Raw genomic sequence first — 21,603 nt, forward strand, 5'->3', positions numbered from 1 at the left:
CCGCACCCTCACCGGGCGGCGTCCGCTCATTGGGAGAACTTACCGTGGCCGTCCAGCCTAGCACAATTTTAGGGAAGTACCGGATCATCCGGGAAATCGCCCGCTCCAACGACATTGTTTACGAAGGCGTCGACCCTTCGATGGGCCGCCGCGTGGCGATCAAAGAGCTTGCGATTCCGCAGCACCTTTCGGGCAGCCAGAAGCGCGAGCGCATCGAGCGTTTCTACCGCGAAGCCAAGGCGGCCGGCACGCTCTCCCATCCCAACATCGTGACCATCTACGATGTCGGGCAGGAAGGCGAGCGCCACTTCATCGTGATGGAGTATCTGGAAGGCCATAGCCTGCGTGAGATCCAGCAGATGCAGGGCGCTCTCCCGGTAAAGGAAAGCCTGGAGATCGCCTTGCAGCTGTGCGACGCGCTGGGCTACGCCCACTCGCGCGGCATCGTGCATCGCGACGTCAAGCCGGACAATATCCACATTCTTCCCGGCGGCGTGATCAAGCTGACGGACTTCGGCATCGCCCGCATCACCGCCGAGCCGAGCATCACCGCGCATGGCCAGGTCTTCGGCACGCCGAGCTACATGTCTCCCGAGCAGGTCGCCTCGCACACCGTGGACCACCGCACGGATATCTTCTCGATGGGCATCACCCTGTACGAGATGCTGACGGGACGCAAGCCCTTCGCGGGCGACAGCGTCATCACCATCACGTATAACATCATGAACATCCAGCCGCCGATGCCGACCGGCGTGCCGCCGGGCATGCACTCGATCCTGCAAAAGGGTCTGGCGAAGGATGTCAACTTCCGGTATCAGAACGCGGCGGCGATGGCGGCGGATATCCGCGCCGAGAAGTTCGCGCTGGAATCGGGCAACAAGACCGCGCAGATGCAGGGCATGCCCATGCCGGCCGGCGGCTTCAGCGGCTCCATGAACACCGGGACCGTTCCGCCGGAGATCTCGGGCATTCCGGCCTTCGCTCCGGGCCAGGCGCGCTACGGCGCTCCCACGACCAACCAGGGATACCCGCCGCCCCCGCAGCAGCCGGGCCGGCCTTACCCGACCCAGTACCCCGGCTACTCCCCGGACAGCCGCCAGGGCGGCATGAGCTCGGAGACGAAGAATGTCGTGGTGCTGGCGCTCTCGGTCGCGGGCATCTTGATCCTGCTCGGCCTGATCATCTGGGGTTTGAACGTGGCGTTCCAGCATAAGGGCGCCGCGCAGTCTTCCAGCGGAAGCAGTCAGGCGCTCTACCAGCAGGCGACGACCGCGTTTAATAACGGCGACTTCGCCACGGCCGGCGCCAAGTACGATCTGGCGATGCGCTCGGCGCCGGGCACGCAGGACGCCGACAAGGCGGCTCTGGGCCTGTCGATGGTGGAGGCGCATCGCGGCATGGACCTCGCCAAGTCCGGCGACGACAGCAACGCCTCCGGCGCTTACCAGCATGCGATCGATCTGAATCCCAAGAACGCCGCCGCGTTCAATGGTTTGGGCGACTTGAAAATGGCCCGCCACGATCCGGCGGGCGCCGTGCAGTCATGGGAAGCGGCCATCCAGGCGGATGGCCATAGCACCTACGCCGACCAGGCGCGCCACAGCGCCGCGTCGGCGTACGCCGATATGGGAGATGGTCTGCGAGCAACCAACGTCGCACAAGCGCGCGTCTACTGGCAAAAGGCCGTCGGGCTCGATCCGAGCAGCGAAGCGGCGACGCGCGCCGGCAAAAGTCTGAGCGGCGCTCCCCAAACCGCGTCCGCCAACGCCCATTAACTCTCCCCTTCTCCGCTCAACGCTGTTCTTTCCGTGAAAATCGAGTACAATATCTCAGATTTGGACTGGTATTCTCATAGAGACTAGCAAAAGCCGCCATGACTCAATCTTCTGATCACGTTCCGTCTCTGCTGCCCCTGCTCCGGGAACGCTGGAGTCCGCGCGCCTATCAGGACCGCGCGATTGAGCCCGAGAAGCTGCTGAGTATTCTGGAAGCGGCCCGGTGGGCGCCGTCCGCAGCCAACGAGCAGCCCTGGAGCTTTATCGTCGGCGTGAAAGCGACGCACCCCGAAGCCTTCCATCGTCTGTTTGAGATTTTGCTGCCCGGCAATCAACTGTGGGCAGGCAATGCTTCCGCGCTGATTTTGTCCGTCGCCAAGACGCTGAACTCCAAGGATCAGCCAAACAAATACGCTTTTTACGATGTTGGACAAGCAGCGGCCTTTCTGACCGTCCAGGCGGCGGCGCTGGGCCTGCATGTCCACCAGATGGCCGGCTTCGACGCCGCCAAGGCGCGCGAGTCGCTGTCGATACCGGAGGGATATGAACCGGTCGCGGCCATCGCCGTCGGATACCGAGGCGACCCGAACAGTCTGCCTGAGAACCTGCGCGAGAGAGAGCTGGCCGCGCGTGTTCGCCGGCCGCTGACGGAGATCGCATTTGATGGACAATGGGGCGAGGCGGTCGAAACCGCCAAGCCGGGGAGCTAAACAAGTTGGCGCAAGTTACACTCAAAAACGTTTTTAAGCGATATGACAATAAAGTCACCGCCGTCAATGACCTGAACCTGGATATCCGGGATAAAGAATTCATGGTTCTCGTCGGCCCCTCGGGCTGCGGCAAGACCACCACGATGCGCATGATCGCCGGCCTGGAGGAGATCTCCGACGGCACCGTACAGATCGGCGACCGCGTGGTCAACGATGTATCCCCCAAGGACCGCGACATCGCGATGGTCTTCCAGAACTACGCCCTCTACCCGCACATGACGGTATACGAGAACATGGCGTTCGGCCTGAAGCTGCGCAAGGTTCCGAAGGCGGATATCACGCGCCGCGTCAACGAAGCCGCCAGCCAGCTCGGCCTGGAGTCCCTGCTCCAGCGCACCCCCAAGCAGCTCTCCGGCGGCCAGCGCCAGCGCGTCGCCCTCGGCCGCGCCATCGTCCGCGAGCCTCAGGTCTTCCTGATGGACGAACCGCTCTCCAATCTCGACGCCAAGCTGCGCGTCCAGACCCGAGCCGAGCTGATCAAGCTGCACCGCCGCCTCGGGATCACCACCATCTACGTCACGCACGACCAGGTCGAAGCGATGACGATGGGCGACCGCATGGCCGTCATGAAGGACGGTCTGCTCAACCAGTGCGACACCCCGATGAACATCTACACCAACCCGGTGAATATGTTCGTCGCCGGCTTCATCGGCACCCCGAGCATGAACTTCGTCAAGGCGACTCTGGTGAAGGGCGCGAACGGTTATACGGTCGACGCCGGCTCGTTCAAAGTCGCCGCGCCGCCGATTGACGATTCCCTGCTGGCCCAGTACGCCGGCAAGCCCGTCATCTTCGGCATCCGCCCCGCCGATATCTTCGACAAGAGCCTGAAGAACCCGGTCGAAGCCACGGAAGCCAACACGATCCGCACCCTGGTGGACGTCTCCGAACCGATGGGCGACATCGTCACCTTCTACCTGACCGCCGGCCCGCACCAGCTCGTCGCGACGATCGATTCCGAGACCAAGGCGAAGGACGGCGAGGCGCTCGACGTCGTGCTCGACCTCGCGAAGTCTCACCTGTTCGATCCGGAGACGGAGCAGGCGATTCGGTAAGAGTAGGATGGCCCTCATCCCCCAGCCCCTTCTCCCAATTCTGGGAGAAGGGGAGTCAGAGTTTTTGAGTTTTTAAACTCTCAGAATCTTAATCTTACTCCGACTCCCCCTCTCCTAGAATTGGGAGAGGGGGCCAGGGGGGTGAGGGCCATCTTCAATCTTGGGTATATTCCCTCATGCCCATCGTCTACGCCTGCATCTCGCCGCATGGCGGCAACATGCTGCTTCCTCTGGACGGCCCCACGCCGCTTCCCCAAACCCGTATCGCCATGCAAAAAATGCGTCGCGATTTTGAGGCCGCGCGTCCCGACACCATCGCCATTTTGACCCCGCATGGGATCGTCATGGAAGACTCGATCTCCATCGGCGTCACCGCCATGGGCGCGGGCGAGCTGGACGACCTTTCGGTGACGGCCCACATCGATCGAGACCTTGCGTCGGCGTGGGCGTACCACGCGTCGGAGCTGGGCGTTCCCGTCACTCCCCTTGTCATGCAGGACCCCGAAGCGCCGCTGCCGCTGGACTGGGGCGTCACGATTCCCCTGGCTTTACTCGATCCGAATCAGCGCCTGCCGATCGCCGTCGCCTGTCCGAGCACCGGCGTATCTCGGGATCAGCTGATCGCCTGGGGAGATGCGTTAGTCACCGCTTCGGAAGATCAAGATCGGCGCGTCGCGCTGATCGTCAGCGCGGACCAGGGGCACGGACACGCCGCCGACGGGCGCTATGGCTTCGCGCCGGAATCCGCGCAGTACGATCGGGCGATGGCGGACGCCGTCCGCGCCGACGACCTTTCCCGGCTGCTGGAATGGGATGACGCCTGGATCGGCGCCGCCCTCGCCGACTCCTACTGGCAGACGCTTTCGCTGCTCGGCGTCCAGCGCCGGGTTCCCCTGAAATCCCGTTTCCTCTCCTACGAAGTCGATCACTACTTCGGCCTGCTCTGCGCCAGCTACACTCTCTGATCTCCTCACGCCTCGAAATCTGTGCGCCGTCTCGGTTTGCCGCGCGTTCACGCCGGGTAATACGCCCATACGAGCACCTTGCTTGAACGTTAACATCCGCGATCCAAATAAATCAACCTGATATCAGAAAGAGGCCCCGTGATGAGCAGCGAGCAGAACGACCTTCAGAATAACAATACGTCCAAAAGTGGCGGCGCCAACGTCCATCCCATCGAGCGCATCGTCTCCGTCCTGGGCGGCGGCGCGCTGATCGCCTACGGCGCCATCCAGCGCAAACCGGTCCCGCTGGCCCTCGCCGGCCTTGGCCTGGGACTGATCGGACGCGGCGCGACCGGGCATTGTCCGATGTACAGCGCTCTGGGCACGGGAACCGCGAAGGACACCTCCAGCCCCGCCGCCAGTGTCCCGCACGATCAGGGGATCAAGGTGGAGCACACCGTCACGATCAATCGGACACCCGCCGAGCTGTTCCATTTCTGGCGCTCCTTCGACAATCTCCCCCAGTTCATGGACCATCTCGAATCCGTCACCATCCAGGACGACACACACTCCCATTGGGTCGTGAAAGCGCCGGCGGGACGGACGGTGGCGTGGGACGCCGAGATCATCAATGAAGTGCATCACGAACTGATCGCCTGGAAATCGCTCGAAGGCGCGGACGTCGACAACGCCGGCTCCGTCCACTTCACGCCCGCCACCAGCGGCCCCGGCACGGAAGTCCGCGTGGTCCTGGAGTACCGCCCGCCCGCCGGCAAGATCGGCGCGGCCGTCGCGAAGCTCTGGGGCGAGAACCCGCAGCAGCAGGTCGAAAGCGACCTGCGCAAATTCAAGAGCGTAATGGAAGCCGGCGAAGTCCCGACGAACGGCGCGGAAAAGAATCTGGTGGGAATTTCTTAGGATTAGCGCGCCCGAAGACGCCCCCAGCCCCCACAGATCACGAGGGTCGGTTTTTGTTCGGCCAATTTCACCGGGTGGCATGCCAGCGGCTTTTCGCCGGCATGCCACCCGATAATACGATGCTGGCGACATGAATACAGAAAACTACACTCATGATCTGTGGGGGCCGGGGGCGTCTTTCTGATATTTCCAAGCAAGGAACGATTAAATGAGAGCACTCTGCTGGCACGGCAAAAATGATGTCCGCGTGGACACCGTCCCGGACCCCAAAATTCTCAACCCGCGCGACGCCATCGTTAAGATCACGGCGACGGCGATTTGCGGGTCGGACCTGCATATCTATAACGGCTTTATCCCAACCATGGAGCGCGGCGATATCCTCGGCCATGAGTTTATGGGCGAGATCGTCGAAGTCGGCGGCGAAGTCAAGAATTTGAAGAAGGGCGACCGGGTGGTCGTCCCCTTCACCATCTCCTGCGGCCACTGCTCGTATTGCGAGGACACGCTTTTTTCGCTTTGCGACAACTCGAATCCGAACGCCGCAATGCAGGAGGAAGTTTATGGGGCCTCCACAGCCGCGCTTTACGGCTATTCGCACCTGTTTGGCGGTTACGCCGGAGGTCAGGCGCAGTACGCCCGCGTGCCGTACGCCGATGTCGGCCCGATCAAGATCGAGAGCGATCTTTCGAACGAGCAGGTGCTGTTCCTGAGCGATATTCTGCCGACGGCGTGGATGGGCGTCGAGAACGCGCATATCAAGCCGGGCGGAACGCTCGCGATCTGGGGCTGCGGCCCGGTGGCGCAGCTCGCCATCAAGTGCGCGTTTTTGCAGGGCGCGGGACGCGTGATCGCGCTGGACCATATTCCCGAGCGGCTGGAGCTGGCACGCCAGTCCGGCGCGGAAGTGATCGATTATACGAAGGTCGACAACGTCACGGCGACTTTGAAAGAGATGACCGGCGGACGCGGGCCCGACGGATGTATGGACTCGGTAGGGCTGGAAGCGCATGGGACGAGCGTGGACGCCGTAATGGACAAGACCAAGCAGGTGATGCGTCTCGCGTCGGACCGGATTCATGTTCTGCGCGAAATGGTGATGGCGTGCCGCAAGGGGGGATCGCTCTCGGTCGTCGGCGTTTACGGCGGCATCATCGACGCCTTTCCGATGGGCGCGGCCTTCTCCAAGGGTCTGAACATTACGGGGGGACAGACACACGTGCAGCGTTATTTGAATCCTCTGCTGGAGCGCATCCAGAAGGGCGAGCTGGACCCGTCGTTTATCATCACGCATCGGCTGCCGCTGGAGCAGGCGCCCGAGGGGTATTCGATGTTCAAGGAGAAGCGCGACAAGTGCATTAAGGTGGTTTTGACGCCTTGACAACACTCCGAGGAATAATCTTCGACATCGACGGCGCGCCGTACGACATCGTCGCCGCCGGAAAAGCGAATGTCCGCACGGTCGCCGTTCGCGGCGGCGGCTGGAAGGACGGCGACCTCCAGGGCGCCGTGGCGATCTACGACGACTCCGCCGATCTTCTGGTCCACTTCGAGGCACTGATCGCTTTGCCGGGTTAGCGCGCGAAACTTACTGTTCACCTTACTGGTTTCATCAACGATCTCGTGTTTCTCTTGCGGAAACCAGTAAGAATGCCATTGGTGTAAAAAATCTTATCTGCTAAAGTAACGTCACGCAGCAAACGAAACCCGCTTCATTTGCTCACCGACTATTATTCGCAGAAAGAAATTTTATCACCATGTTTAAGAATATCGCGATCGCCGCCTTCGCCGTCACCGCCGCTTTCTCCGGGATGACCACCGCCCACGCCGAGAACCTGATCACGAACGGCAGCTTCGAAGCCCCGAGCATCAACCCCGGCTCTTATTCTCTTTACAACTCCATCCCCGGCTGGACGCTGGCGTCGGGAAGCAAGATCGAGATCCAGAACAACATCGTCGGCAAGGCGGCGGACGGCTTCCAGTTCGTCGAACTGGACAGCGACGCGTCTTCGTCGATCATGCAGACGATCAACACGACGGCCGGCAAGCACTACCAGCTGACCTTCGCCTTCTCGGCCCGTCCCGGCACCGGCCTCTCCGATAATATCCTGGGCGTCAACTGGAACGGCGCGTCCGTCTCCAAATTGACCGCCAACGGCTCCGGCCAGGGCGACACCCACTGGAAGACCTACACCTACGATCTGGTGGCGCATGGTTCGACCTCGACGGTCCAGTTCTCCGACCTGGGCGCATCCAACAGCCTGGGAACATACATCGACCACGTCAGCGTCGCCGCCGTTCCCGAACCCAGCACGGTCGCCAGCTTCCTGATCGGCGGCGTCGCCCTCGCCGCGCTCGGCCTGCGCCGCCGCAAGTCCGTGATGGCGTAATCACAAATTTCCCGGCAACGCTTTGGAGGGACTAACCCACGGGTTAGTCCCTTCTTTATGTCCGTTTACCAAGCGTTCTTGGTCGCGCACGACATCAGGTAGATCTGACGCAGCACGCTGCCCTCCATATTCTCATTCACCAGATGGACAATCTCCGCGCGGACGGAAGCGGCGCGTTCCGGCTGATTCTGCTCCAAACTCGCAAGCAGCATCTTGAGAGGCCCGAAACTGCTCTCAAAGGCAAGCTGCGCATGGTTCGCGCTCAAGGCGGGAATGTCCATCGTCGAACGCCCAAACCGGAGATCGAACACCCGGTCGCCCAAACGCTCTCGCACGATGCCGGGATCGCCCCAGAGCACCGGCGGGGCAGGGACAGGCGCGCCCGAAGGCGGCGCGGGCATGTTCCGTCCGATAAGCGTGAAGAACTGTCCCATCACGTGTTCGGGCGGCCAGGTCGTGAAGGCGATACGGCCCCCAGGCTTCAGGACTCGCAGCATCTCGGCGGTCGCGACCTCGGGTCGTGGCGCGAACATATGACCGAATTGGCTCAGCACGACATCGAACGACGCGTCGGCATAGGGAAGCGCCTCCGCGTCCCCCTCAGTAAATTCGATGTCGACTCCGGCAATCAATGCATTCTCACGCGCACGCTCCAGCAAAATCGGCGTCAGATCCAGCCCTTTCGCATGAGCGGCGGCGCGCGCCGCCGCAACGGCGACGACGCCCGTTCCGCAACCGACATCGAGCACGGTCTCCCCAGCCCGAACCCTGGCGAACGCGACCAGCACGCCGGCGGCCACCGTCGTGAAGCTCTCATTCGCCCCGAAACCGCCCCATATGTCACGCTGCCTCGCCTTAAACTGATGGAAAGGCCCGGCTTCGTGGATTGCTGTGTTCATATTCTTCTCCTTAAGTGTTTGATGTGAATGCTGCGTCTAAGCTTTAACCCGTCTGGACCAGCGACGCCCGTGTTGTTGACGCAGGAAAATCATGGATTTGGCGCCATTCGGAAGAGTCCGCGCTGAAGGTGATGTGCGTCTGGGCGGAGAAGTCTCCAGAGTGGAGATGGCGGATTGTGTTCGGGGCAGGCGAAAGCATTGTTCCGGCCATGCGAGTTATCAGCCTCCATGCGGCGCCGAGGCTGGGCTTGGCGTCCGCCGTCTTCGCGGCGTAACGCCGGACAATCGTCTCGTAATTTTCCGGCTCGCGGCCAGTAATTTTGCGAACCACATCGGTCGGCGCGTTCATGGCGAACGCTCCCTGCTGATATTCCCGCGCATACTGCAAGATCTGGGTGATGGCGTACTCGGAATAGCCCGCTCCCTTCAAGACGCGGGCAACCATCCATGCCGGCGCGTCCACATATCGGACCGATCGTCCAAGCACCTTGCCGACAATGGCGGCGATGTCCGGCGGGGACAAGAGCGTGGAGCCAGTCGGACGGTATGTTTGCCCCGAGTGTCCCTCCGGCCGGGCAAGCACGGCGGCGATCACGCGTGCGATGTCTTCATTGGAGGGCGGAGCATTGAGGCCGGTCCCATAGGGAAGAGGCAATATTCCGAACTGCGCCGCGAACGGAAGCTGCGCCATATCGTTGTCCGCAAAAAAACCGACGTTGATTGTGGTCACACCGGTCCCCGGCAGCAGCGCCAGCATCCGGTCGGTGAGCCAGCACTCCCGTGTATGGACAGTGGGGTGGCTCGGGTGAGAGAGCCACTGGCTCATAACCACCAGGGATTCCAGCCCCTGCTCGGCGGCGGCCGCCGTAAAGACGGCTCCGGCCGTGAGGTATCCTTCCTCCAGCGGCGCGCAAAAGTAGGCGCGCCGCGCCCCCTCCATGGCTCGTCTCATATCGGCCATATCCGTGACCGAGCCGGCGATGATGTCCGCGCCTCGAGATTTCAGAAGCTCGCTGCGCTTGTCCTCCTGACGAACAAACGCCGTGACGGGAAAGCCGTCTCCTAAAAGCTGAATGGCGGTAGGAAGGCCGGTCTTGCCGGCGGCGGATAGGACGAGGATTCTTGGGTTGTTCATCAGTGGTCTCCTTGGATATTTCATAGTATGATGATTATCATACTATCTCGTCAAAAAAAAGAGACGAGTTTCGTATCGTCTCTTAATGGTTCATCTCGTAATTGCTACGGCAGTCGGTGTTTGCGCTATGCCTGGCTGCCTGTGATGTAAATGCCGCCGTCGATGTCCCCACTGAAATGGGTGTCGATGATGGTTCCAGTAATCGGTCGCCGCTTCGACCGCTGTGCATATTTGCTCAAAGGTTTCGAAGCGGCGTCCTTTGAGCGCCAGCGAGCGTAGGATTTTCCACCAGGGCTCGATCAGGTTCAGGTACGGCGCGTATTTTGGCGTGAAAACAAATTCCCAGTGCGCGTGTTCCGCAGAAAAGAGCTGGGCATCCGTGCCCAAATGCGAACCAAGATTGTCCGTAATGGCGAGGACGCGCTTGCCCTGGCAAGGCTCCCATTGATCAACCTGTTCGAGAAAACAGACCCAGTTCTCGCCTGTACGCCGTTCGTAGGGTGCGGTGAACGCCTGGCCTGTGGCAGGGATGAAGGCTCCAAAGAAGTAGCCCTTCCCGCGACGGCCATAATCAGCTTCGTATTTGGCGCGAATGGCCGCGTCGCCGACCTGTGGCGTTCGAACCAGTTGTTTGCCAGGATAAGTTTTGGCGGCTTCGGGACCCATCTCGTCTAAACAGACGACAACGGCATCTTCAGGGACTTGCTGGTAGAGTGCTTCGAGCGCCCCCTTTTTGCCTTAAAATCGGGATCGGTCTTGACACTAAACCAGCTTTCCTGAGTTTGCCAGCGCAGTCCTTCGGCAATCAAAAGCAGTCCTTCGGCAATCAAAATCTGATCGATACGGTTACGCCCCATCGCAATGTTCTTTTGCTCTTTGAGATAGGCCGCCAAGCGGTCTAACGTCCAACTGGCAAAGGGCAGATGTAACTCTTGTGGACTGGTCAGAGCAGTTCCAATGACTTCGGCATACTGATCAGGCGTGTAAATGCGTGGCCGCCCACTGCGCCGCTTGTCCTGCAGCCCATCCAGTCCTTGATCGTAAAACCGATGGACCCAGCGATAGACTTTATCGGCGTCACAGCCGAATTGCCGTGCGATTTCGGGACCACTCTGACCCTCATTTATCGCCAAGATCATTTTGGCGCGTTCCACTAAGCGAACGGCTTCGGTGCGCGAGCGAGCGATCCGATCCAGTGTCGTTCGTTCTTCGGCGGTAAGGTCACGCAGTTTTAGGTACATGGGGCACCTCCAGCAATGGCTAGAGATTTCCTACCCCATCAGTTACGAGATGAACCACTTAATCGTCGGCAGCCTCAATAAGGCGGAGCAAATGCTCCTGAGTCGAACGAAGAATGGACTGACTGAGCACCGGGTCAGATACCGCGCGCGCCAGTGAAACCGCCCCGGCCATGGAGGCAAGCACAACGCTGGCCTTCTCGAGTCGGCGCTCGGGTGTCTTTCCAGGAATTCGCTCCGCGAGATCATTTTGAATCTCGACAAGTTTTTTCGTAAAGGCCCCGCGCGACGATGGCGGACGGCGGGACACTTCGGCGGCGAGCGCCGGCAGCGGGCATCCGAAAGCCGGATGGTCCCGATGCATCTCGCTCAGATAATATTCAAACATTGCCGGGTAGCCGCCCGCTTTCAAAGCGGAAAGCATGTTCTCCAGACTCTGGTCCATCGCGAAAGCGAGCGCCTCATCCACCAGATCTTCCTTGTCGGCGAAGTGGGCGTAAAATCCGCCATGCGTCAGGCCCAGAGCCCGCATGAGCTTGGCGATCCCCACCCCCTCAAATCCGTGCGCGCGAAATTCCTTCGACGCGGCGTCTACGATTCGCTGATGAGTCTCTTCTTTGTGTTTCGGTTTGTAGCGCATTGTTCGATCTTTAAAATATGATGATCATCATATTTTAAAACGCAGCTTTTGTCAAGCCCTATTTCCGTGTTTTACGCCCGGAACAAATCCGTGTACGCCGATGTTCTCTCCTTGGGCGGCCGGCCAAACACACCACCAGCCGCATAAGGAGAGAATCCCATGGCGATATTGTACACGGCGACGGCCACGGCCACCGGAGGCCGAGAAGGACACGCGCAGAGCTCGGACGGCAACCTGGATGTCGCGCTGGCGCTCCCCAAAGAGCTGGGCGGCCCCGGCGGCGCGGGCACGAATCCGGAGCAGCTCTTTGCGGCGGGCTACGCGGCCTGCTTTGAAAGCGCGATGCGGCACGTCGCTCGGGGCAAAAAGATTCCGATCACCAGCGCCTCCGTGACCGCCCAGGTGGGCATCGGCCCGAGCGAAACCGGCCCCGGCTTTGGCCTCGCCGTCCATCTCACCATTTCGCTGCCGGATCTGGAGCCAGAAGTCGCGCAAAACCTGATCGAGGAAGCGCATCAAGTCTGTCCTTACTCCAACGCCACTCGGAATAACATTCTCGTCGAGCTGACACTAGCGTAATGTGTCCCAACCGCATCGTATACAGCGGATTCGTAAGAGACGCGGTTTTCCACGATCCATCGGACCGCAACCTGCAAGCGCCCCCGGTGGGTATAATCTGTGCATGAGCCAGATTATCCAGGACCCCGCCTTTATCGCGGGGATTCAATATCGCGAAAAGGGTGAGTTTCCCGGCGCGATCGCCGCCTTTGAGGCGGCGATCGCGCGGTTTCCCGAGGAGGCCGAAGGGCCGTTCCAGCTGGGATTGACCTACCAGCAGCGCGGCGAACGGATCCTGCCGCCGTCGATGCGCGAGCGCGGCGGGAAAAACGGCATCGGCGACCTCGCCGCGTCGGTCCTGGGCCTGGGCGTTGTGGCGGCCTCGAAGGCGATCGGCCAGACCGACTGGATCCTCCAGTACCGCGAGGCGTTCCGGGAATCCGTGACGGCGCTGCGCGCGGCAGTCCAGCGCGATCCGAACGATCCGCGCTTCCACCATGCGCTGGCGCTTTCGCTGCGCTACCTGGGACAGACCGAAGCGGCGGCGGAGGCGGCCAATCAGGCGGCGCTGCTCCAGCCGGGCGACACGCAGTATCAAGAGCGAGCGGCGGCGTTTGAAGCGGCGGCGACGCGCGAGGCGGAGCGCGACGGCGGTCCGACCGGCCACGGCAAGCTGACCTGGAACGATGTCATTCTGCCCCAGCGCACCAAGCGCGAGCTCAAGCAGATGCAATTGCTGCTGGAGAACCCGAGCCTTTCGCGCGATCTTGGGATCGAGCCGCCCACGGGGCTGCTGCTCTACGGCCCTCCCGGGACCGGCAAGACCACCATCGCCCGGGTGCTGGCGCATGAAGCGCACTGTCACTTTATCGCCACCAGTCCCGCCGAGATCAACTCGATGTGGCTGGGCGAAAGCGAAAAGGCCGTCAAGCGCATCTTCGACGAAGCCCGCGCCAAGTCTCCCGCCATCATCTTCCTGGACGAGATCGACGCCCTGCTGCCCTCGCGCTCGGGCGGCGTCAACCAGTACAGCGACAAGGTCGTGAACCAATTTCTGCATGAGATGGACGGTCTGGTCAAGAACAAGCGAATCTTCGTGGTGGGCGCCACCAATCGACGGGACATGCTCGACGCCGCCCTGCTGCGCGGCGGGCGCCTGTCCCGCGAGATCGAGATTCCCCTGCCCGACCTGGAGAGCCGCCGCGCCCTCTTCGGCCTGAGCACGGCGGGCGCGAAGCTCGCGGAGGATGTGGATCTGGACGAGCTGGCGACGCGCACGGAAGGCTACAGCGGCGCCAACATCAAGGCGATCGTCAACGAAGCCGGTTTGCAGGCGCTCATCCGCCTCTCGGAAGCCCATCCGGAGACCCGGCGTATTCTGACCAAGGAAGACTTCGACGAGGCCCTGACCAACTTCACGCCGCCCGCCGATGACGAAGCGCCCAACCCGTGGAAGATGTTCGCCTGACGCGCGGATCGAATGGCGCCGCCCCGAACCCTATGAGCCTACCTCTGCGCCGCGCCTTGCGCTGGCTTCAGCGCACTCTCTGGATGGCCCGCGCCGTCGCCGCCGACTTTGGATTGCCCATGGAGCGGCGGGGGCGGCGGGACGCGCCGCCGTTGTGGTGGCGAGACAACCCGTTTCTGCATCGCACGGTGCGCGGGGAGTCTCGGCGCGCGACGATCTTCTGGCGCATGTTCACGCTCATCGTGATTATGGGCGGGATCTTTCTCGCCTGCCTTTACCTCATCCACCAGTTCCCGCGCCCGATCAACGCGTTCTCGCGCTCCATGCTCGGCGTTCCCGCCTTTGGCCTGGTCGCAATGATCCTGCCGTTCATCCAGATCATCGCCGTGATGTCCGTACGCAGCGTCGTGTCGCCCTCACTGATCGTGGAGGCGAGGCGGCAGACGCTCGACGGGCTGCTCAGCACGCCGATGCGTCCGGCGGAAATGCTGCTCGCGATGACGACCGGCCCGACCATCGTCGCCCTGCTGGTGTCCCTGTCGGCCCTTCCGATCTATGTGCTTTTGATGCAGCTCGGGGGAATGGAGGCGACGGACATCCTTTCCCTGTACCTCCTGCTTGCGGCGCTGGCCTTTGCTCCGCCGACATACACGCTGCCGGCGCTTGCGGGCGGCGCGTCCCCGGAGCAGGCAGCCCTGCTCGCCAAGGCGCAGCAGGGGCGGCCGGACCGGCAGCAGGCGTTCACCGGATCGGGCGTCGGCTTCTTCTGGTTCTTTTATCTCTCCATCTTTTGGTCGCGCCTGCCCACGGGCAACGTCATCGCCCATTTGACGGCGCCCCTCGCCATGCCGCACGGCCCGATCCAGATGCTGGTCGTCGTGACCTGGCCCTATACGCTGGTCAAGCTGCTGCTTCAGCCTTTGCCGTTCTACCAAATTTCGCTCCCGACATTGGTCTATCTCCTGCCGCTGACCTTCGCGGGAAAGATCTCGGCGATGCTGTCGACGGCGGCGTCTCTGACCGCCTCCACGACTTCCGAGATCGTCCGCACTCCCATCTTCCGCCGTCACGCCGCGATCGCCCTCTGGCGGCGGCGGATCCTGCTGCTCTGCATCGTGGGATACGCCTGGCGGATTTCGATCGTCAGCGGCGACGCCGCCGCCGTGCTGGGGCGCGCTTCGGGCGCAGGATGGGATGAGGCGGGGCTGCTGACGATATTCTGCGGATTGTCGCTGCTGGCGATGTATGGACGCTCGGCGGCAATGCACACGATGTCGCGCAAAACAAAGCGGCTGGTGACGCCGCGTCTTGTCGCGCGGCGCGCGATGAGACGGGTAATCCGGCCGCTGAAGGCGGCGCTGCTGCTGTTCGGCGCGGTGTGCCTGCTCGCTTGGGATTCGCCGTTCACGATGGCGACGGGGAAGACACTGGGAAATCTCGCGCTCGCCGCCGTCGCCATACTCACTTACGGCGTGGGGGCGAAAGCGCTGTTCAGTGTCTTTGTCACCCGGCGAAAGATTGCCGCGCTGCCGCAATGGCTTCTGCTGCTGGGAATGCCGCTGGCGCCGCTCAGCGCGATCTGGCTGTCCGGACCCGCCGTTCACATCGCCGCGCTCAGCCCGCTTGGCGTTTGGCTGATGCTCTTCCCCTGCGCGCAAAACTGGCTGCTCTCGACTTCGATTGGACTGCTCCGCGCGCCCGGCTGGCCGTTTGTGGATCAGATCTCGTTCTTCGAAGCCGCGGCGGCGCCGACCGTCGCGGGGCTTCTCTTTCTTCGGATCGCCTATTCGCTGCAGCGCGCGCCGGCGACGGCGCCGCGCGCCGAAGCCACTCTCACGGGCGCGGCCGACGCGTTGGCCGTCGCGCCGCAAAAACCGCCGGTCCGCAGCGCTCCCGTAACGAACGCCGAGCGAACCGCCGCCTTGATGGCCTGGATCACGAAGCGCGTGGACAACCCGCTGTTCATCCGCGAAGTGCGCGCGCAGACCCGGTCCGGCGCCTGGTTCCAGTGGCTCCAGTTGACGCCCTTTATCGTGCTGGCGCTTCAGGCGGCGACCGTCGTCTATCCTGATATGGTGGGAGTTACCGCCAGCGGCCTGGGCTGGTTCCGGTTTTTCGATGTCCCGGGCATGAGCGCGACCCTCGCCACGCCCCTGGCGTTTGTGGCGCTTGCGGGCGGCGTCATGACGATCCAGATCTACACCAATCTGCTGCGCCTGGCGCCGGTAACGGAGGCGATGCTTCAGCGCGATCAGCAGCGCGGCGTTCTGGGAGCGATCCTGCTGACGCCGCTGAAGACGCGCCAGATCTTTTGGGGGATGCTGCTGGGGCAGTGCGCGCTCGCGGGCCTGCAATGGGTCGGCTGGAGCGCGGTCCTGCTCCTTCTCAACCTGGAAGCCGCCTACACCGTCGATCTCGGCCCGGCGCTCGTGGCCTGGATCGTGGGGCAGGTCTTCGCCGCCTCGCTCCTGACCTTCACCGCCGCCGCCGGCGGGGCCATGGCGACTCACTTAATCAAGGCGCCTAACTGGAAAGGCATGTCGATCCTGCTGAGCCTGCTGGCGATCGGCGGCGTTCTTTACCTGGAATACTTTGTCTTCGCCGATCAATACCAGGCGATCGATCCCTCCTGGAAGCGCATGACCGCCTATCTCCTGACCGGAGTCGCGGCCGCCATCCCCCTCACCGCCCTCGCCAGCGCCTACGGCCTCTGGCGCCTCCAGCGCCTGCGCGACCGCGACATCGCCTTCGGCGACAGCATCCCGCGTTAAGATGCGGCCTCGGAATACGATTACCCCTCCACCCCAATTCTGGGGACTGGAAAAGATATCCTGAGCCCTATTGGGGGCCGGGAGCGTCTTTACTTCTCGCCAATCTTAAACGGCGCGGGCGCGCCGTACCGCTGGGCGAGTTTGGCGAGTTCGCCGTCGGCGCGGGCCGCAACGGCGTCCAGGGCGGTGGTATCGCTGCCGGAGCTTGTGGTGTTCAGGAGTCCGCCATATTCGGCGGCGAGCGGATTGCACGGTTCCGGAATGGGCTGCGTGTGGAAGTCGCGGACAAGGATCAGCCAGTCGGCGGCGGGATCGGCGGGGGGCGGTTCAGACGCATTGGCGGGAGACGGGGGGGCGCTCAGCGCCTCCTTGCGGCGCACCAGCGCCACCCGGTCCTGCTCGATCTTTTGAAGAAAGGTCAGGTAGGCGGCGACATCGTCCGGAAACGCGGAGGCCACGGCGGGGGATGTGGAAACCGGGAACGTCCGCGCCGGCGGAGCGGCGATGGCGGCGGCAGCCTGGTGATTGGCGCGCTCCAGGCGGGTGGCGAGCACCATCACGGCGATGCCGAGCACGGCGACGGTAAACACCAGCGCGGGCAGCAGCAGCCCCCGCACTCGGTTGACGGCAATCTCCAGCGCCGACATTGGATATTCCATCGCGTCGGGCGTCAAGGCTTGCGCGCAGGACGGACAGAAACGCGCCCCCTCGGGATACTCGCTCTGGCATCGCGGACAGCGGCGGGCGGTAGTCAATACTCGGAATTCCTCTCCTCGGATCCACCTCGTCCAAACCCTGTGAATTTCCTCGCATTATAGCGCTTGATCGGCGTCTATGTCAAGAGAATTCAAAAACAAGAGTGTGTTATTTACTGTCGTTATCGGGTATAATATGAACATGTGTTCGATAACGCAAAAACCGCATAAAATGACCAATCGCGACATGGCGGCGATGCTGTTCAACATCGCGACGCTTCTGCGCGACCGGGAAGACAACCCTTATCGAATCCGCGCCTACGAACGCGGAGCCCGCGCTCTTTTGCGCGGCCGAGCCAACGCCGCCGCGATCCTCGGCGGACCGAATGACAAAGCGCGCATCGCTCATCGCAAGTGGGAGCTGGGCGAGCGCTTGCAGCTCAAACTGCGCGAACTGGCGACCACCGGCGAGCTGCAATACTTTCACGAGCTCTGCGAGGACCTGCCGCCTTACATGGAGGCGCTGATGGAGCTTCCCGGCGTCGGCCCGCGCACCGCCCAGCATCTGCACGAAGCCCTCGGCGCCGAAACCGCCGACGACGTCGTTCACGCCGCGCGCACGGGAAAACTGAAAAGCCTGTGGGGATTCGGGGAGAAACGCACCTCGCGGATCGCCCAGTTATCTCTGTTTGATGATGATGCCTTCGCAACAAACGCGCCGCCGGCGCGGCGGGCGGCGTAGGAAAGAGCGGAGGCCCTCACCCATAGAAAGAACCCCATGTCCGACGCTCTCGAACAACTCGATATCTTTAACGCGGACCTAGACTCCGAAGACCTGGACGAATCCCTTGTCGAATCCGCCGCGCCGTTTCTTTTGGAAACGCCCATGCCGCCGCTCGATGTCACTCCCCGGCCCTACCAGCAGGAGGCGCTGGCGGCGTGGTCGGCGGCGGGAGCGCGGGGGATGGTGGTGCTGCCGACGGGCGCGGGAAAGACCATGCTGGCGCTGACGGCGATTGCGGCGATGCAGGTGTCCACGCTGGTGGTGGCGCCGACGATCGATCTGCTGCACCAGTGGCATGACACGATCTGCGCGCGCTTCGGCATGGAGCCGGACGCCGTGGGCATGATCGGCGGCGGCTTTCGGACGCGGCGGCCGGTCACGGTCATCACCTACGATTCGGCCGCGATGCCCCGACGGGACCTTTCGGACATTGGGCTGCTGGTCTTCGACGAGGCTCACCACCTGCCGTCGGCCTCGTATCGAACGATCGCCACCCGGTGCGCCGCGCCGTTTCGGCTGGGACTGTCGGCGACGCTGGAGCGCTCCGACGGCCGGCACGACGACCTCACCGAATTAATCGGCCCGACGGTGTACGAGCGGCAGCCGGCGGCGCTGGCGCGGGACAAGCATATCGCCGATTACAAGGCGACCCGAGTCCCGGTCGATCTGACCGACGATGAGCAGGTCCGTTACGACCAATTGACCGCCCAGTACTCCTGGTACATGGCCGCCAGCCGCCGCAAGCTGATGCTGCTCGGATGCGGCAACTTATTCGAGGCGCTGATCCGCCAATCCGGCCACGATCCCGCCGCCCGCGAAGCCCTGCGCGCGCATCGAGAAGCGCGCATGCTCGCCATGAACGCCTCGCGCAAGCTGGGCGCCGTCGAGGAACTGCTCGAAAAGCATCAGGATGACAAAGTGATCGTCTTTTCCGAGTGGAACAGCCTCGTCCACGATCTTTCCCGCCAGCTCGCCCTGCCCGCGATCACCTATCGCACCGCGCAGGACGAACGCCGCGCCATTCTGGACGGCTTCCGCCGCCATCACTACTCAAAAATCGTCACCGGCCGCGTGCTCAACGAAGGCGTGGACGTCCCCGACGCCAACGTCGCCATCGTCGTGTCCGGCTCCGCGAGCACCCGCGAGTATATCCAGCGACTAGGACGCGTGCTGCGTCCCAAGCCGGGACAGGCGAGCTTATATGAGATCGTAGCGCGCGGCACAAGCGAGGTGAAGACGGCGGCGAAGAGGAAACCGAAGGAGAGCGGCCCTGCGGCGTAAGCGACCTATTCCGTCGGAGACGCCCTTAAAGAGAAAGCAAAATCATGGCCTTTCGTATCGAAGATTTCAAGAAGACCGCCCGCAAATCGTCCACATCGGGCGCGCCCGCCACGCTGTATCCCCACCAGATGCGCGATAAAAAGGCGCTCGCCAAAGTCGAGCTCGCCATTCGGACGTTCGATGGCCTGGTGGGACGCAAACGCGGGGAATTGGACGCGCAGACGATGGTGGATTTCTTTGGAGACCACCGGATCGCGCGCGGCGTTGTGGCGTGTCTGGGCGCGTACTATCGGTATGAGACGCAGCGATTTATTCAAGTGACGGGCGCGGAGGGCGCGGCGCGTCTGGCGACGGCGGAGCTGCGAAAGCCAAGCGATATCCGGGCGCATACATACCAGGAAGTCAATGCGCGCTACCATGGCTTTCTGACCACGAAGAACCGCGCCGAGTGCTATACGGCGCTGGCGGAGCCGTTTGGCGTGACGGCGTATGAGTGGGATCAGTTGATGCATCTGGACGCCGAACAGAATCAGGTGCTGTCGCGGATCGGCCCCGTTCCCTCGGCGAAGGATATCGTCGCGCTTTATAATTTCCATAGTCTGGACACGCCGCTGCGGCGCGCGCAGGAGATCTTTGTCGCCGGCCTGGATCTTTCGTCGGCGGAAGCGTCGGACGTGCGGGCCTTCACGGAATCGCTGGGAGTGCGGGCGCATATCGGCAATGAGGGGACGACGGTGTCGCTGGCCGATCTGGATGCGGCGTCGCTGCTTCCCAGGCATGCCGGGCGACTGTCGCGCTGCCTGATGCAGATCGCGCAGACATACGGCCACGAATCTTTGACGGGACACGCCGATGTGACGCTGGCGAGCAAGAAGATGCGCTTGTCGCTGGGGCCGGAAACGTTCCAAACGCTGCTCGGCAAATATCGCCGCGCCGACGAGACGACCCTGCGCCAGCGAATGGCGCAGGGCGACGCGCTGCATAAGGCGCTGCTGAAGCTCCGGGTTCAGGGCGACGCGGCCGGATGGCGGATCAAGCGCAATCCCGAGCCAACGGTGACGGCGCAGGGCGCGCTCCTGCCCGATCTGCGCCTGACATCTCCCCAGGGTTCGGAGGTTCTGCTTTCGCTGGGAGAAGCGCCGGGCGGCGACTGGATGCGCCCCGTGCTCTCCGTCTCCGTGACGGACGAGGTGGATGCGGCGGCGATTGTCGCGCAGGCGAGAGAAATGATCGGGAACGCCTGGGAGGAGGAGACGGAAGGACAATCCGTGCCGGCCGATGTCCTGGCGCTCTGCGACCGCGCGGCGGCCCAGGGCATGGTCCGGGCCTCCGACGCGCAGCGCACGCTGCATCTGCTCGACGAATCGCCGCTGATCGAATGGATCCGCCGCGCCGGCGACACACGCGTGCGTTACATCCCCGGCGTGGGCCTGTGCTCGGAAGCGATGGTCGCCGCCATCGCGGGATCGGACCTGGGCGACGCTCTGGCGGCGTAGGCTTCGCCTACGCCGCGTGCTTCTTGTCGGTCGCATTGGAGACCGCCTGCGCGAGCGGCGGCGGCTTGGCGAGAACGGGTTCGCCAGCCTTGGCGTAGCGGCGAGAGAGGATCTCGTGCAGGCCCATGCACGTCACGAGCCAGGGGAAGCCGCCCGCCCAACCGGCGAGAACATCCGATGGGTAATGCACGCCGACATAAGAGCGGGAAACGCCGATGGCGACGATGATCAGAACCGTCAGCGTCGCGACGACGGTTTTGGAGACGCGTCCTTTGAGCAAGTGCATCAGGAAATAACCGATCAGACCATAGACCACCATCGCGATCAGAGAATGCCCGGATGGAAAAGAGTACCCCGTTTCCTTGAGCAGAGGGGCAAAGAGCGTGGGGCGAACGCGGTGGACTTCCACCTTTGTCAGCTGAATGATCAAACCGGCGCCCGCGATCCCGACCGGCAGAGTCCAGGCGGCGCCCCGGATTTTCTTGGTAAAAAATCCGGCGACGGCGGACAACGCCCCGATCGTGACAATCCACGGCGGCGATCCTAAAAACGCCAGGCCCTCCGCAGCCTCCGTGAAGCCATGGCGCTGGTGCGCGTGCAGCCACAGCAAGATAGATCGGTCGATTCGCACCGTCTCCTGGCCGTTGCCCTGGACGGCTTCCAAAACCTCCATGAACAGGTGGAACGACGCGATGGCCAGTATGACGCCGATCAAGAGGTTCCACGTGAGAAATTTGGCGGGTTTGCTATCTTGCCGATGATCGTCAGTATCAGTATTCATATCGATCC

21 protein-coding genes are annotated in these 21,603 nt (G+C 62.7%); 14 read left to right on the top strand and 7 right to left on the bottom strand.

What is annotated here, in order from left to right:
* Positions 1-44 precede the first annotated feature (44 nt).
* From D5261_RS06025 to D5261_RS06060, 8 genes are all read left to right on the top strand, one after another.
* Positions 45-1,775 carry a serine/threonine-protein kinase gene (locus tag D5261_RS06025; RefSeq protein WP_119321151.1) on the top strand — a complete coding sequence of 577 codons (1,731 nt, stop codon included), beginning with the start codon at positions 45-47 and terminating at the stop codon, positions 1,773-1,775.
* Positions 1,776-1,873: 98 nt separating this feature from the next.
* Positions 1,874-2,485, top strand: coding sequence for a nitroreductase family protein (locus D5261_RS06030; RefSeq protein ID WP_119321152.1), 612 nt, complete (start codon positions 1,874-1,876; stop codon positions 2,483-2,485).
* A gap of 5 nt (positions 2,486-2,490) precedes the next feature.
* Positions 2,491-3,600, top strand: a complete 1,110-nt coding sequence (locus tag D5261_RS06035; RefSeq protein WP_119321153.1) for an ABC transporter ATP-binding protein — start codon at positions 2,491-2,493, stop codon at positions 3,598-3,600.
* 176 nt (positions 3,601-3,776) lie between these two features.
* Complete coding sequence (locus D5261_RS06040; RefSeq protein ID WP_119321154.1) at positions 3,777-4,565, top strand: DODA-type extradiol aromatic ring-opening family dioxygenase; 789 nt, start codon at positions 3,777-3,779, stop codon at positions 4,563-4,565.
* Between the two features lie 141 nt (positions 4,566-4,706).
* The gene (locus D5261_RS06045; RefSeq protein WP_119321155.1) at positions 4,707-5,462 is read left to right on the top strand and encodes an SRPBCC family protein; all 756 of its coding nucleotides are present in this window, start codon (positions 4,707-4,709) and stop codon (positions 5,460-5,462) included.
* Between the two features lie 208 nt (positions 5,463-5,670).
* A complete protein-coding gene (locus D5261_RS06050; protein ID WP_119321156.1) occupies positions 5,671-6,840 on the top strand; it encodes a zinc-dependent alcohol dehydrogenase in 1,170 nt (389 codons plus the stop codon).
* Positions 6,837-7,037, top strand: coding sequence for a hypothetical protein (locus D5261_RS06055; protein WP_119321157.1), 201 nt, complete (start codon positions 6,837-6,839; stop codon positions 7,035-7,037). Before D5261_RS06050 ends, D5261_RS06055 begins: the two co-directional genes overlap by 4 nt.
* A 179-nt stretch (positions 7,038-7,216) precedes the next feature.
* Positions 7,217-7,849 (top strand): DUF642 domain-containing protein, encoded by a 633-nt coding sequence (locus D5261_RS06060; protein WP_119321158.1) that lies wholly within the window; start codon positions 7,217-7,219, stop codon positions 7,847-7,849.
* A gap of 65 nt (positions 7,850-7,914) precedes the next feature.
* Here D5261_RS06060 and D5261_RS06065 read toward each other — a convergent pair whose 3' ends face one another.
* The 5 genes from D5261_RS06065 to D5261_RS06085 all read right to left on the bottom strand — a co-directional run bounded on the left by D5261_RS06065 (position 7,915) and on the right by D5261_RS06085 (position 11,761).
* Entirely contained in the window at positions 7,915-8,748 is an 834-nt protein-coding gene (locus tag D5261_RS06065; RefSeq protein ID WP_119321159.1) for a class I SAM-dependent methyltransferase, read from the bottom strand.
* 43 nt (positions 8,749-8,791) lie between these two features.
* Positions 8,792-9,883 carry an NmrA family NAD(P)-binding protein gene (locus D5261_RS06070; RefSeq protein WP_165864150.1) on the bottom strand — a complete coding sequence of 364 codons (1,092 nt, stop codon included), beginning with the start codon at positions 9,881-9,883 and terminating at the stop codon, positions 8,792-8,794.
* A gap of 90 nt (positions 9,884-9,973) precedes the next feature.
* Complete coding sequence (locus tag D5261_RS06075) at positions 9,974-10,549, bottom strand: IS630 family transposase (protein ID WP_301002057.1); 576 nt, start codon at positions 10,547-10,549, stop codon at positions 9,974-9,976.
* A gap of 5 nt (positions 10,550-10,554) precedes the next feature.
* Positions 10,555-11,124, bottom strand: coding sequence for a helix-turn-helix domain-containing protein (locus tag D5261_RS06080; protein ID WP_119325348.1), 570 nt, complete (start codon positions 11,122-11,124; stop codon positions 10,555-10,557).
* A gap of 58 nt (positions 11,125-11,182) precedes the next feature.
* A complete protein-coding gene (locus D5261_RS06085) occupies positions 11,183-11,761 on the bottom strand; it encodes a TetR/AcrR family transcriptional regulator (RefSeq protein ID WP_119325287.1) in 579 nt (192 codons plus the stop codon).
* 159 nt (positions 11,762-11,920) lie between these two features.
* Between D5261_RS06085 and D5261_RS06090 the strand changes: the two genes are divergently transcribed.
* The 3 genes from D5261_RS06090 (at position 11,921) to D5261_RS06100 (ending at position 16,558) form a co-directional block, all read left to right on the top strand.
* On the top strand, positions 11,921-12,340 hold the full coding sequence (locus D5261_RS06090; protein WP_119325286.1) for an organic hydroperoxide resistance protein: 420 nt from the start codon (positions 11,921-11,923) through the stop codon (positions 12,338-12,340).
* A 103-nt stretch (positions 12,341-12,443) separates the two neighbouring features.
* A complete protein-coding gene (locus D5261_RS06095) occupies positions 12,444-13,787 on the top strand; it encodes an ATP-binding protein (protein WP_119325285.1) in 1,344 nt (447 codons plus the stop codon).
* The gene (locus D5261_RS06100; RefSeq protein ID WP_119325284.1) at positions 13,769-16,558 is read left to right on the top strand and encodes a hypothetical protein; all 2,790 of its coding nucleotides are present in this window, start codon (positions 13,769-13,771) and stop codon (positions 16,556-16,558) included. Before D5261_RS06095 ends, D5261_RS06100 begins: the two co-directional genes overlap by 19 nt.
* Positions 16,559-16,647: 89 nt before the next feature.
* On the opposite strand, the gene D5261_RS06105 is transcribed toward D5261_RS06100, so the two are convergent.
* Complete coding sequence (locus D5261_RS06105) at positions 16,648-17,313, bottom strand: zinc ribbon domain-containing protein (protein ID WP_119325283.1); 666 nt, start codon at positions 17,311-17,313, stop codon at positions 16,648-16,650.
* A gap of 172 nt (positions 17,314-17,485) precedes the next feature.
* Here D5261_RS06105 and D5261_RS06110 point away from each other — a divergent pair, with 172 nt between their 5' ends.
* From D5261_RS06110 to D5261_RS06120, 3 genes are read left to right on the top strand one after another with little or no spacing between them, the layout of a single operon-like run.
* Positions 17,486-17,995, top strand: coding sequence for a helix-hairpin-helix domain-containing protein (locus tag D5261_RS06110; protein ID WP_165864700.1), 510 nt, complete (start codon positions 17,486-17,488; stop codon positions 17,993-17,995).
* 36 nt (positions 17,996-18,031) lie between these two features.
* Complete coding sequence (locus tag D5261_RS06115; protein WP_119325281.1) at positions 18,032-19,318, top strand: DEAD/DEAH box helicase; 1,287 nt, start codon at positions 18,032-18,034, stop codon at positions 19,316-19,318.
* 44 nt (positions 19,319-19,362) lie between these two features.
* Positions 19,363-20,814, top strand: a complete 1,452-nt coding sequence (locus D5261_RS06120) for a DUF790 family protein (protein ID WP_119325280.1) — start codon at positions 19,363-19,365, stop codon at positions 20,812-20,814.
* 7 nt (positions 20,815-20,821) lie between these two features.
* Here the strand turns inward: D5261_RS06120 and D5261_RS06125 are convergent, their stop codons facing one another.
* Complete coding sequence (locus D5261_RS06125) at positions 20,822-21,595, bottom strand: phosphatase PAP2 family protein (protein ID WP_125206436.1); 774 nt, start codon at positions 21,593-21,595, stop codon at positions 20,822-20,824.
* Between the last annotated feature and the right edge of the window lie 8 nt (positions 21,596-21,603).

This window comes from Capsulimonas corticalis, from assembly GCF_003574315.2.
Taxonomy (GTDB): Bacteria; Armatimonadota; Armatimonadia; order Armatimonadales; family Capsulimonadaceae; genus Capsulimonas; species Capsulimonas corticalis.